10 protein-coding genes are annotated in these 13,764 nt (G+C 43.1%); 4 read left to right on the top strand and 6 right to left on the bottom strand.

What is annotated here, in order from left to right:
* Positions 1-620: 620 nt before the first annotated feature.
* The 3 genes from ACFSJY_RS06280 (at position 621) to ACFSJY_RS06270 (ending at position 3,137) form a co-directional block, all read left to right on the top strand.
* Positions 621-1,442: an alpha/beta hydrolase gene (locus tag ACFSJY_RS06280; protein WP_386032315.1), complete on the top strand. Its 822-nt coding sequence runs from the start codon at positions 621-623 to the stop codon at positions 1,440-1,442.
* Positions 1,443-2,057: 615 nt separating this feature from the next.
* Entirely contained in the window at positions 2,058-2,906 is an 849-nt protein-coding gene (locus ACFSJY_RS06275; protein ID WP_386032312.1) for an SPFH domain-containing protein, read from the top strand.
* 9 nt (positions 2,907-2,915) lie between these two features.
* Positions 2,916-3,137: a type II toxin-antitoxin system antitoxin gene (locus ACFSJY_RS06270; RefSeq protein WP_386032309.1), complete on the top strand. Its 222-nt coding sequence runs from the start codon at positions 2,916-2,918 to the stop codon at positions 3,135-3,137.
* A gap of 43 nt (positions 3,138-3,180) precedes the next feature.
* Here ACFSJY_RS06270 and astB read toward each other — a convergent pair whose 3' ends face one another.
* Positions 3,181-4,518: an N-succinylarginine dihydrolase gene (astB, locus tag ACFSJY_RS06265; RefSeq protein ID WP_386032306.1), complete on the bottom strand. Its 1,338-nt coding sequence runs from the start codon at positions 4,516-4,518 to the stop codon at positions 3,181-3,183.
* A 191-nt stretch (positions 4,519-4,709) separates the two neighbouring features.
* Here astB and ACFSJY_RS06260 point away from each other — a divergent pair, with 191 nt between their 5' ends.
* Positions 4,710-5,831 (top strand): ABC transporter substrate-binding protein, encoded by a 1,122-nt coding sequence (locus tag ACFSJY_RS06260; protein WP_386032303.1) that lies wholly within the window; start codon positions 4,710-4,712, stop codon positions 5,829-5,831.
* 77 nt (positions 5,832-5,908) lie between these two features.
* Here ACFSJY_RS06260 and ACFSJY_RS06255 read toward each other — a convergent pair whose 3' ends face one another.
* The 5 genes from ACFSJY_RS06255 to dnaE form a co-directional block, all read right to left on the bottom strand.
* Entirely contained in the window at positions 5,909-6,448 is a 540-nt protein-coding gene (locus ACFSJY_RS06255; RefSeq protein ID WP_386032301.1) for a hypothetical protein, read from the bottom strand.
* 138 nt (positions 6,449-6,586) lie between these two features.
* On the bottom strand, positions 6,587-7,768 hold the full coding sequence (locus ACFSJY_RS06250) for a dicarboxylate/amino acid:cation symporter (protein WP_386032299.1): 1,182 nt from the start codon (positions 7,766-7,768) through the stop codon (positions 6,587-6,589).
* Positions 7,769-7,835: 67 nt separating this feature from the next.
* A complete protein-coding gene (gene tilS, locus ACFSJY_RS06245; RefSeq protein WP_386032296.1) occupies positions 7,836-9,191 on the bottom strand; it encodes a tRNA lysidine(34) synthetase TilS in 1,356 nt (451 codons plus the stop codon).
* A 31-nt stretch (positions 9,192-9,222) separates the two neighbouring features.
* Positions 9,223-10,179 (bottom strand): acetyl-CoA carboxylase carboxyl transferase subunit alpha, encoded by a 957-nt coding sequence (accA, locus tag ACFSJY_RS06240; protein WP_386032294.1) that lies wholly within the window; start codon positions 10,177-10,179, stop codon positions 9,223-9,225.
* A 49-nt stretch (positions 10,180-10,228) separates the two neighbouring features.
* Positions 10,229-13,753: a DNA polymerase III subunit alpha gene (gene dnaE, locus ACFSJY_RS06235; protein ID WP_386032292.1), complete on the bottom strand. Its 3,525-nt coding sequence runs from the start codon at positions 13,751-13,753 to the stop codon at positions 10,229-10,231.
* Positions 13,754-13,764 lie beyond the last annotated feature (11 nt).

Here is a 13,764-nt window from a genome sequence, read left to right as displayed (position 1 = left end):
TAACTGCATATTGAAGCAATCGTCACAGGTGAACTTAACAAATCGTTCAGAACCTTTGTTTCGTCGTTCAGAATCAAGAGAGGATAGCCTGAGAAAGTAAAAGATTGCACAGTAAAGGCCAGTACAATGTTTAAGATAGTTAGTCGGTGCGAGGGGGTGAAGAGCGATGTTCGAAGAATAATTTGAGTAATAGGTAATTGCTCAAATAGCAATGAACGACAAATCGTGGACAATTTGGCTGGGTGATGTGCCACGGCTGGTACCGAAGAGACTGCACTGCAAACGCTAAACTAAAGAGTTGAATCTACAAACAATGGTCTTACACGAAATCTTGGGAAAAGAGAGACGTTATTGGGTGTGAGAGGGTTTGCTCCCGGCAAATTTGTGAAGTTTAACTGTTCACATTACATAGCAATATATAGTGGAACTTCCCTCGCACGAAGTAGCAAAGCGACACTATATCAATTCGGGGGAGCTAAAAAATAGCTACCCAAGTAGCAAAGAGTCCTGATTTACTTGTGCAGAAAAAGTACGATTGCTCATAAAAAGTGAACGATTTGCAACTCTTTAATACTTGTACTTTTGTAATATTGAACGACGATGAATCAAGTGATAACTGTATGAATATTAATTTCTATGCAATTAAGTCAGCATTTGCAATTTGGAGTCGAGTGTTTCCTAGTCGGTGCTCACCATCTTTGGTAAAGCTTTTGTTTACTGTGAGAAGAAATGTTTACCCGTTCAAAAAAGTCCCCTTCCCTTCATCGACTTTATACGTTGAAAATGACACGACATTATCTCATTGGCGTGGTGAAAGCGAAAAATCAATCTTGTTGATTCATGGTTGGGATGGTAGCGGAGACCAGTTTTCTCGTATATTAAAAGGCCTTTTGGCTGATAATTACTCGGTTTATCTAGTACAGCCCAAAGGATATGGGAAGTCTTCAAGTAAATTGTCGAATCCTGGACAGTTTATTAAGTCTATACACTCAAGTCTGCAATACATCAACGAACCTTTAGTTGCTACAATTGGACATTCAATGGGGGCTGGAGCCATGTTACATGTAGCCTCACAGAATATTGATCTAGGGAAATTAGTATCAATCGCAGCTCCGAGTGACTTTACGAATATCTTAAAAGGTTTTTGTAACAAGTTGAGCGTAGGTAAGGCTTGCCAAAGGCTGTTTTTAGATAATGTTGAAAAGGAAGTTAGAGTTTCTCATTCTGACTTGAAACTAGACGCTCATATGAGCAAAATTCCATCGCCGATATTATTGATACATGATGAGAATGACTCGGTTCTATCGTACAAAAATGCAGAGAGCCTTAATAAATCAAATGCAAAAACAACGCTCATTTCAACTAAAAATCTTGGGCATAATCGAATACTGAATTCAGATTATGTTTTTGAGCAATTGTTAGACTTTGTTAAGAGAGATTAACAAATAAACGATTATCTGGTAACAAGATATGGGAGGTACTGTATGCGAACTTTGAAATTTATTAGCTACGCAAACTTCCTCCAAAATGCTTAGCTCTCAAACAATAACATGAAAAAATAACCATAATGAAGGTATACATATCACAAGATACATGAACTAACTTAAATTAGACTATTGCACTTCACTCTCACCTGGTTGTTCGCTTTGTAGATTTGAGCCTATAAGACTATATGACTGTGAGCGTCTATTGTTCGCTCAAAAAAGCCTTTCACTGTTTCTTAATTCCTCCTATTAGCTCTAATCAGCGAGCTTTATTGAAGTGACTTTTACAGTAAAGAATATATTAATAATAAACATCAAATTTATTACGGTTGCCCCAAGGCTTATTCTCTAAACCCAAAAGCATTAGCAAAAATAAAATACAATTCACACATTGCTGTTTACGCCTTACCTTTACACTTAACACCAATAAAATTAAGACTCCAATCCACTCAGTCATAATCCAGCTTCATAAGAATCAATCCAGCTTTAGATTGGAATGATCACAACAATATTTGACCAAAACGATCCTTTTACGCTATAGTGATATCAAATTGATATCACATTGAGGTGACTATGAACGAGAAAAAAGGTTTTTCATTTAATGGCTATGCAGCAGCTTTAGTGCTTGCAGGTTTGCAATACTTGACGCTAGTGAATGTTGTTAGCGCCGCTTCGCTTCCTCTGTTTTGGCTAATTTTCGCGGTACTTGTTGCTGTATGTTGGGGCGGTTTTTTTATCGTACAGCCCAATCAAGCGAAAGTTATGACGTTTTTTGGCAGTTACGTTGGTACGGTGAAAGACAACGGGTTGCGTTGGACTATTCCTTTATTTATACGTACCAATATTTCCCTGCGCATTCGTAATTTCGAAAGCGGTCAATTAAAGGTCAACGATAACCATGGTAACCCTATCGAAATAGCCGCTGTTGTAGTATGGGCCGTAGAAGATACCGCAGAAGCGATGTTTGAAGTTGATGACTATGAAAGCTATGTGAGTATCCAAAGTGAAGCAGCGTTGCGCAATATGGCTACAACCTACCCTTATGATTTGCATGAAGGTGATGAAGTTGCTTTACGTAGCCACCCGAAAGAGGTGTCGGAGTCACTAAAAACCGAAATTCAGCAGCGCTTAGCAAAGGCAGGGGTTCATGTATTAGAAGCAAGAATTAGTCATTTAGCTTATGCGCCAGAAATTGCCAGCGCTATGCTACAACGTCAACAAGCGTCTGCGATTATTGCGGCACGTAGTAAAATTGTAGAAGGCGCAGTAGGCATGGTGGAAACGGCGTTAGCTAAATTGTCAGAGCAAGACATTGTAGAGTTAGATGAAGAGCGTAAAGCAGCGATGGTCAGTAACTTATTAGTGGTGCTTTGTGGTGACCACAGCACACAGCCGGTCATTAATGCTGGTAGCTTGTATTAGGGAGATATTATGGCCGCAAAGAAAAGTTTTCCACTGCGGATAAATCCCGATATTTTAGCCGCAACCCAGCGTTGGGCTGATGATGAGTTGAGAAGCGTTAACGCACAAATAGAGTTTCTGCTACGTGATGCGTTAATTAAAGCAGGACGGGTAAAACTCGTTCAGCAAGTCACAACCCTGATTGAACCAACAGACGGGCAAACACCCGCTTCCGATGAAAAAAAAGAGTGAGCATTTTGCTCACTCTTTTTTGTTTATGTCTATAAGCTGCAACTTAACGCTGGAACTGATATACGGACCCTAAATTCAATATTTGTGTCAGTTCATCAAGCGCTGTGCGCGACTCTGTCACTAGCGCCGGATCGCGCAAGTCGTTCAATGACAATTGGTCACGATAGTGTTTATCTACCCATGCATTAAGCTCATCAAACTTAGCGTCTGACATTAGACAGTGCTGGTTAACCGCCGCTAATTCTTGCTGTGTCATAGCAACACGTAAGCGCAAGCATGCTGGACCACCGCCATTTTTCATGCTTTCGTTAACGTCGTAATATTTCACGTGCTTTATCGGTGTGTTTAACGTAACAAGCTCGTCCAAGTATGCCTTTACAGCGGCGTTTTCATAACAGTGCATCGGCGCAATAATCGACATTTCACCATTTGGCAGGGTGATAATTTGTGTGTTGAACAAGTAGGTATTTACGCAGTCTTCCACTGATACTTGTGATGATTTCACTTCAATAGCATGGAATTCAGACTCGCCAAATTTACTACGCACTTCGTCTAAGAAGTTTTGAGTGTCTAAAAACGCTTGCTCATGGAAGAACAACACGTTTTGGTTGCCCACTGCAATAACGTCATTATGGAAAACACCTTGGTCGATCACATCAGGGTTTTGCTGAACGTAAACTGTTTGTGACTCGTTTAGGCCGTGCAGCCTTGCCACCGCTTTACTCGCTTCTAACGTTTGACGGGCTGGGAACTTTTGAGGCATCGGCATATTGCGGTTAAACGCATAACGGCCAAACGTGAATATTTCTACCCCTTGTTCACCATACTCAGCGCATAAGCGTGTATGGTTTGCTGCACCCTCATCACCGAAGTGATCATTATCAGGTAGATGTTGGTGATGAGAGAAATGTGCAGTGTCACTGAACGTGGCTTTTAAAATATTACCTGTTGTTTCTGGCTCTAGTGAGCGATGAAACTTATTTGTTAAGTTTGCAGGTGTAAAATGCACTTTACCATTTTCAGTATCAGCCGACGGTGATACGGTTGCGGCATTCGCTGTCCACATGCTTGACGCTGAACAACACGCCGATAGTAACGCTGGTGCTTGTTTATAGGCAGCTTCCAATACGTCTGCATCGCTGCCCGAAAAGCCTAAGCGTCTCAGGGCATACATATCTGGGCGCTCTTGCGGGGCTAAAATGCCTTGGGTCATGCCCATGTCATGTAGGGCTTTCATTTTAGCTAAGCCTTGCTTGGCTGCATTTTTAGGGCTAGAGGTATCGTGCGCGTTATTCAGTGAGGCAACATTGCCTTCCGATAATCCTGCATAGTTATGTGTTGGTCCAACTAAACCATCGAAGTTAACTTCTGTACTTTTCATTGAAATGCTCACCTTAAATGTTAGGCGCTAGTTTACCTAATTATGAACGAGATAACAGTAAAGTCGCGTGAATACGAATGATTGATAAATATGACAAATATAAAGTCCACGCTCTTTCGTATATTGTTGCGTGACAGGTATATAAAAGTTCTGTATAAACAAAGGCAAAGGCACTTTTCAAAGAGTTAGTATTGCGTCGTCTATCACTTATTTTTTGCCTAATTGGCCTACATCTTTTTCCTCACTTCGCTTATTCACAAACAATTAAGCTAGGTATGTCTGCCCCGTTTTCTGGCCCAACAAAAGCATTGGGTGACGAAATAAGACATGGTGCAGAACTCTACTTTTCGCGTTATAACCAATCGGTTGCAGGCAAAAAAAATCCAATAACTTTGGTTACCTTAGATGATGGATACGAGCCAAGCCGCACCATTGTAAATACGCGAAAATTACTTAATGATGAAGAACTTTTTGCCCTTTTTAGCTATGTGGGCACACCCACTTCAGAAGCTATTCTTCCGCTAATTCAGCGCCATAAAGTCCCTTTTATGACCCCATATACAGGCGCTGAATTTTTACGCTCGCCTGTGATAAGCAACATTATCAATTTACGCAGTAGCTACTATGAAGAAGCGGAATTGCAAGTTCAGCACTTTTTAAAAACACAGAAAATACAACGCGTCGCTCTGTTTATTCAAGCTGATGCGTTTGGAATTCAGGCGAGTCAGGGCTACATCAATGCGCTTAAAGCCAATAATGTTCATCAAATAGCGGAAGCTAGGTACCGACGTAACACTGATGATATCGCCAAAGCGTTAGAAGACATAACAGCAAGTAAGCCAGATGTCGTTTTTTGTGTGGGTACATATCAACCAATAGCCAAGCTAGTAAATACACTTCGACAGAACGAAATTACCGCCCCTGTTGCTATGTTGTCGTTTGCGGCGCCGGAAACGCTTGCTAAGCACTTGGAAAGCTTTGACGATGTGTATATCACCACAGTAATGCCCGACCCTTTGCGTTCACCGCTTACGATAGTTAAGCAATACCGTGAAGACGCCAGCAAATCGCATGTTAGTCATGAATCATTGGAAGGATATTTAAACGCAGCTTTATTCACAGCGATATTAGCAAACACCCCACAGCCTATCACGCAAGAAAAATTCTTGAATGTAGCTCGCACAAGAAGGTTTAACTTGGGCGACCTAACTATTGATTACAGAGAAAATGCGCGTGTCGCTCCTCTTCCTCCGTTGATGAACAAAGTGACGGTAGATGGCCCTGTTGAAGTAAATAGTGATGAAAATAAATAAGCCCTGCCTTGGGAGGAAAGGCAGGGCTTTACAATCGTATACGATGATTCAATAACGAAACCGCTGATCTCGTTAACTTAGGCGTTCACGTTGATCATTTCTCCGGTTGTGTAGAGTTGCTGTTGGTAAGCTTGCATTTGCTTTGTTTGATCTTTTGCTTGCGCCATTAAGCTTTCAACAATCGACTCTTCATCACGGTCTTGCTTCATTTTTAACAAGTCTGTTTTGAAACTGAGCGAGTCTTGTTGGTAGTCAAGGTACGACAGCGTAATGGAACCGCTTGAACTGTCGTCGTCATCGCCAACACCTGCCGAATTCATATAAGCTTCCATTGAACTTTTTTGCTGATTGTACTGCGCACGCGCCACATCCATTTCCCATGCCGTATGCACTTTGTTCGCCGCTTCTTGCTTTTGTGCGTCGACCGCGTCGTTTACATCACGCTTTAAGTAGTGTTGCTGTTCAATAGATAGCTGGTCGTAGATATCCTTAAATGATGGTTCGCTAGGTACTGGCTGTATTGATGGACCTTCATTTATCGCACGCACTTTGCGTTGATTGTGCACATTGTTAGCGTATTGAGATACTGTTGATTGCTGCATATTTACTGAGTTCATAACTGCCTCCCGATGTTACAAGGTCAGTCTAGACAAAAAAGCATCAACCAACTGTTAACAAGTGTATGAATTAAGAAACAGTTTGATCAAAAAAGGGCGGTAAAACCGCCCTTCTCAATTCGCTTATAAATTAACCCACTATGACTTTTCTGGTTCACCTGCAAGCGCCAAGTTTTGATCACCTGCAAACTTATCAACCCAAAGTGCAATGGCGCCATCACCGGTTACATTACAGGCTGTACCAAAGCTGTCCTGCGCGAGATATAACGCAATCATCAATGCTACCGCAGCCTCATTAAAGCCAAGCATGCTGGTTAACAAGCCTAATGCTGACATTACCGCACCGCCTGGTGCACCCGGCGCAGCAATCATGACGACACCAAGCATAAAGATAAAGCCCATCATGCCGCCAATACCAGGAAGGCTTAGCTCCGGTGTTAGTAACATAACCGCCGTAGCACAGGTCACAATGGTAATTGTTGAACCGCTTAAGTGGATTGACGCACATAACGGAACTGTGAAGTTTGCAATACCGTCGCGCACGTTGTTCGACTTAGTTGCACGAAGAGACACTGGAATAGTTGCCGCGCTCGACATTGTACCTAACGCAGTAAAGTAAGCAGGCAGCATGTTCTTTAATAAAGTAAGTGGAGATTTGCCCATCGCAATACCACTACCAACATAAAGCACCATTATCCACGCCCAGTGCATAACAATAGCCATAACTAATACAACACCAAATGTTTGTAGTGTTGAGAAAACAGTGCCATCAACCGTCATTTCAGCAAACACACCTGCAATATATACCGGTAGTGCAGGAATAATCACTTTACCAAGCAGCACTTCTACAATGTCACGCGCTTCGTTAATGCCTTTACGCAGATTCTTCGCGTTAATAGCACTAATACCAATACCCAAAATAAAGGCAAGCGCTAACGCAGTCATCACCTCAAACAACGGAGGAATACTGATATCTAAAAAGCCTTTTAACTTTTCAGTTTCTGCCGCAGCTTCTAACGCATTACCTGACACTAAACTAGGTAATATAGTGCTCGCCACAATAAAGGCTAATGTGCCTGCGACGATGGTTGAGCCATAAGCCAAGCCTACTGTTTTTCCAAGCAACGAACCCGAGCCTTGAGGCAATGAAGCGATACCACTGGCGATGTAAAAAAGGATAATTAAAGGAATAGTAAACTTGATCAGTTGACCAATAAGAGTTTGCGCCGTGAATAACAGTTGAATGATAAAGTCAGGGCCATATAGGCCAACCAACATACCACCAACAATACCGGCAATGAGTTTCAATACAAGGTTCATGAACGCTCCGACTAGCTTGTTGTTTTTGTTTTAAATCTATAGTTGTGTGATTGTAACGTAAATAATTTTACTCTCGCCAGTAAAGTACATATTTGTTGCGATGAGTTGCTGGCAAATAAGGCTGACATACAAACTGGTTTGCAACCAACACCAATTCGCTATTGTTAAACAACATTGGCAGACGGACTCGCTGCCAAGGTGGAATGTCTAATTCTTGCAAAACCTTTTTCAGCGGGCGAGAGTGACGTCGATAATCCGGCAGTACTGTTGGGTTATCGTGTGAAAAGCGAATTCCCAGCGACTCTATACCCTCATCCAACGAAAACGCCAGCACGTTGCTCTCTTCAGCACTTTTACTTGATGCACTAGAAAGAACCAGTGAACCAAGGCCATCAGGCAATACCAACTCACTTGATGTTCCCTCTTCAGGTAAATCGATTGTGCCCTCAAATTCATCAAGTGGCGAAAAGTTAGCCGTTAAATACAATTGCTCTCGATAACGACGACCGACAAAACTGCCCAGTTTACAAGACGGTTGGCGATCGTTTTCTGCCGATAATTGATCATATAGCTGCTGTAATTGGGCCAAGCTCGGCATTTCCCCACCCATACGCTGCAAAGCATAACGGATGACATTGTTAAACCGTGCATGGCTCAGCGACCATAGACTTGGCATCGCTAAGCTGCCGTTATCGGTCAACGCGCTTTTGTAATCTGCCGTGGCGACTTCTTCAATGATTGCCTGCCCTTCCGCTAACAAATGTGTGCTGCGACTAACGGTGCTGTTAAATGCAGGCCAACGTTGGGTCAGCTGCGGAATAATTTCATTACGCAGAAAGTTGCGGTCAAACGCGGAATTTAGGTTAGATTCATCTTCAACCCATTGCATCGATTTTTCACTGGCAAACGTTTCAATCTCTTTGCGCGACGTGTTTAGCATGGGGCGGCAAATAATGTGCGGCTCAAGCGTAGATTTTAATTTCATCCCTGAGAGCCCTTTTGCGCCAGCCCCGCGCTTTAATGCTAATAAAAACGTTTCTGTTTGATCGTCTTGATGATGGCCAGTAAAGATAAGCGAAGGCTTTGCATAAACTTGTTGAAGTGCATGATAACGTTGCTCTCTCGCTTCCGCCTCAATACCAGAGCCTTTGAATAAATCTAACTGCAAATATTCAAGCTTCAGTGGCAAGTCATGCTTTTCACATTGCTCACTTGCAAACTCCGCCCATTCATTTGCATCTTCGCTTAACCCGTGATGACAATGACAAACCGTTATTTCTCGGTCTTTTAATATATTCGCTTTGAGTTCCGCGAATGTATGTAGCAACACTTGCGAGTCAACACCACCACTGTAGGCGATGACGATAGGATAGGATTTGAATTCGTTGGAAAGCGCAATAATTAGCTGTTTGACAGACTTCATACAAAAAAGCGGCCTTTCGGCCGCCCTTTGATTAACAATAACCGAATGACATTAAACGCTGATAGCGTTTTTCAATCAACTCTTCTTGCGATAAATTGCTAAGTCCGTCCAGATCAGACTTGATCGCTTGTTTCAACAACGCCGCCATTTCGTCCATATCACGATGAGCGCCGCCCATTGGCTCTTCGATGATATTATCAATCAGCTCTAGCTCTTTAATGCGCTGTGCAGTAATGCCCATAGCTTCAGCAGCTGTCGATGCTTTCTCTGCTGTTTTCCATAAGATTGATGCACAACCCTCTGGCGAAATTACCGAGTAAGTTGAGTACTTAAGCATGTTAACACGGTCACCGACACCAATAGCAAGTGCACCACCAGAACCACCTTCACCAATAACAGTACAGACGATTGGTACCGTTAGACGAGACATGACTTTTAGGTTGCGTGCAATTGCTTCACTTTGACCGCGCTCTTCCGCACCAACACCTGGGTAGGCACCAGGCGTGTCAATAAAGGTAATAATCGGCATATTAAAGCGTTCTGCCATTTCCATTAAGCGCAATGCTTTGCGGTAACCTTCTGGACGAGGCATACCAAAGTTACGCTTTACTTTTTCTGATGTTGAACGTCCTTTTTGATGACCAATAATCATCACCGGAACACCGTCTAAACGAGCAGTACCACCAACAATCGCCTTGTCGTCGGCATATGCGCGGTCACCTGCTAACTCATCAAAATCGGTAAAGATACGGCTAACATAATCTTGTGTGTAAGGACGTTGCGGATGACGCGCTACACGGGCTGTTTGCCATGGGTCTAGATCGCCATAGATCTTTTCCGTCAGCTCTTTGTTTTTTTCGCGTAACTGGGCAATCTGTTCTTCTAGATCCAAGTTTAGTTCTTGGCCATTATTTACCAGTTGCAACTCTTCAATTTTCGCTTCCAATTCGGCGATAGGCTGCTCGAAATCTAAAAAATTTAATGACATATTCTTGTGTCTACCTAACCTGTCGTCAATTAGCTGGTGCTAATTGTTATTATTTAAATTGCAAGGCGACATTTTCATCACCAAGCAGAATTCGTAATTCGTGTAATAACATGTCGGCAGGTGTTACCCGCCATTGTACCCCAAGTTCTAGCATGGCCTGCGCTTCTGGGCGTTTATAAAACACACGCACAGGACAGGTACCATCTTTATATGGAGATAATACTTGTGTAAATTTGTCGATAAAATCAGCGCTGATTTGCGCACTATCCACGTTAAGATCCAGAGAACTCACATGATTTTCTCTGGCATCAGCGATGGTCATTATATCTCGGGCCGTCATTGTATATCCACCCGAGTAATCATCAAAGCTGACCTGTCCGCTACAGACTAATATAGCATCAGAAACCAGAAGTTCTTGAAAGGTATCAAAATCATCTGGAAACAAACGTACATCCATGCGCGCACTTCTATCATCCAACGTAACCAGTGCCCAACGACGGCCGCGTTTATTCGTTAACACGCGAACGCCTATGACTAAACCTACGACAGTTGCACTTTTATCTTTACCTGTTGGCTGAACTGCCACCAACCGACTGGATGCATAATGCTTAATCTCGGGTAAGTAGCGGTTTATTGGATGGCCCGTTAAATAGAGACCTAACGTTTCTTTTTCACCTTCAAGCCACTCTTGCTCTGGCCATTCAGGAACAACTTTAAACGACTGACGCGTGTCTTCTGGTTCTTCATTGATTAGGCCAAACAGGTCATCCTGCCCAAGCGCTTGTGCTTTTGCGTGTTGTTCAGCCGCTTTAATAGCTTCAGGCAAAGTTGCATAGGTGACGGCTCGATTTGGCGCACCATCAGGTAACTTAGGGCCAAGTGAATCCATCGCGCCAGATTTGACGAGTCGCTCAAGTACCCGTTTATTGGTTTTCTTAATATCTACACGCGCACAAAAGTCGAATAAATCTGCAAAAGGACCACCCTGCTCTCGCGCTTCAATAATCGCTTCAATTGGCCCTTCACCAACCCCTTTTACTGCACCGATACCGTAAACAATTTCATTGTTTTCGTTAACAGTAAACTTGTACTGGCCCGAATTCACATCCGGCGGCAGCAGGGTCAGCCCCATGTTTTTGCATTCATCAACTAGGGTAACGATTTTATCAGTATTATCCATATCGGCAGACATTACTGCCGCCATAAATGGCTGAGGATGATGCGCTTTCATCCAAAGTGTTTGGTAAGAAACTAACGCATAAGCAGCTGAGTGAGATTTGTTGAAACCATAACCGGCGAACTTTTCTACCAAGTCGAAGATTTTCATGGCCAGCTCACCATCGATACCATTATCGATAGCACCTTTTTCAAAGGTTGAACGCTGCTTTGCCATTTCTTCTGGCTTTTTCTTACCCATTGCACGACGAAGCATGTCAGCGCCACCCAGGCTGTAGCCCGCCAAAACCTGAGCAATTTGCATTACCTGCTCTTGGTACAAAATAATACCGTAAGTAGGTTCTAGCACAGGCTGCAATGATTCATGCTGCCACGTTGCGTCAGGATACGACACTTCCTCACGTCCGTGCTTACGTTCGATAAAGTTATCTACCATGCCCGAGTCAAGCGGACCTGGACGGAAAAGCGCTACCAGTGCGACAATATCTTCGAAGCAATCCGGCTTTAATTTTTCAATGAGCGCTTTCATGCCCGACGATTCCAGCTGGAATACCGCCGTCGTTTGCGATGCTAAAAGCACATCAAAAGATTTTTTGTCATCCAGTGGAATGGCTGCAATGTCGATTGGCTCTTTGCCTGCTTTGAGCAACTTTTCATCGGCCATTTCAATTGCCCACTGGAGAATAGTGAGCGTGCGTAAACCTAAGAAGTCAAACTTAACCAGACCTGCGTCTTCAACGTCGTTCTTATCAAATTGTGTGACAGGGTTTTTACCTTCATCGTCACAATATAGTGGCGCAAAATCCGTAATGGTGGTCGGCGAGATAACAACACCACCGGCATGCTTACCTGCATTTCGCGTCGTACCTTCTAAGATACGACACATGTCGATAAGGTCTTTTACATCACTGTCTTGGTCGTATATTTCGGGAAGCCTAGGTTCAACATCAAACGCCTTGGCTAATGTCATGCCTGGGTCGCCAGGTATCAACTTTGAGATACGATCAACAAAGCCATATGGGTGCCCAAGTACACGACCAACATCTCGAATTACCGCTTTTGCCGCCATGGTACCGAAGGTGATAATTTGTGATACTGCATCACGGCCATATAGTTCGGCGGTATGGTCAATAACCTCATCACGACGATCCATGCAAAAGTCGACGTCAAAATCGGGCATTGATACACGTTCTGGGTTAAGGAAGCGCTCGAAAAGTAGGTCATACTCGAGAGGATCAAGGTCTGTAATTTTTAATGCGTAAGCCACTAAAGAGCCAGCACCTGAACCACGTCCAGGTCCTACTGGAATATTGTTATCCTTACTCCATTGGATAAACTCCATAACAATCAAGAAATAGCCAGGGAAGCCCATGGTATTTATTACGTCGAGCTCAACCTTTAGTCGTTCGTCATATTCCTTTCGCTTTTCCTCAAAATCTGGCGCGTCTTTATCAAATAAAAATTCAAGACGTTCCTGCAACCCCTCTTCCGACACTTTAATTAAGTAGTCTTCTATCGGCATTCCTTCAGTAGGAAAGTCTGGTAGTACATACTCACCTAAGGTGACGGTGACATTACATCGTTTTGCTATTTCAACGGAATTTGCCAGAGCTTCGGGGATATCTGAGAACAGTTCACACATCTCTTGTTCAGAGCGCAAGTACTGTTGATCTGAGTAGCGCTTAGGACGGCGCTTATCATCAAGCGTGAAACCATCATGAATACAAACACGAATCTCATGTGGTTCAAAATCTTCAGGTGTCAGAAAAACCACTTCATTGGTCGCCACTACAGGCACACCGGTTTGCCCTGATAACGCGACAGCGCGATGAAGATAGTTTTCTTCGTCTTGTCTGCCTGTGCGAATCAGTTCAAGATAGTAGCGATCAGGAAAGTATTGATGATAAAACGCTAAGTTTTGCTGAACTAACGCATCATTTCCTTTTAAAAGCGCCTTACCTACGTCACCCTCACGACCACCAGATAAGATAATTAAGCCTTTTGCATGCTCAACCATCCATAATTTATCAAGTACAGCCCTATTTTGAACATGGCCTCGTAAATACGCTTTTGAAATTAACTCTGTTAGGTTTTTATATCCGTCATTGTCTGACGCAAGAATAGTGAGGCGAAATAATTCGTCTTCTAGCTCTTCACTTTGTACCCAAAAATCACAACCTATTATCGGTTTAATGCCAGCGCCATGACATGCATGATAATACTTAACTAAACCACAAAGGTTCGTTTGGTCGGTAAGCGCAATAGCAGGCATATTCATGTCTGCCGCTTTACCGACTATAGGTTTCACTTTATTCAAGCCGTCGCACATTGAAAAGTCGCTGTGAACGCGTAAGTGAATGAATTTAGGTTGCTCTACAGGCGTTAAGTCTTCAGACATTTTTGATTTGG

Origin of the sequence: Thalassotalea euphylliae (assembly GCF_042682785.1) — a bacterium.
Classification (GTDB): domain Bacteria; phylum Pseudomonadota; class Gammaproteobacteria; order Enterobacterales; family Alteromonadaceae; genus Thalassotalea_F; species Thalassotalea_F euphylliae.
This window is presented reverse-complemented; position numbering and strand designations above follow the sequence as displayed.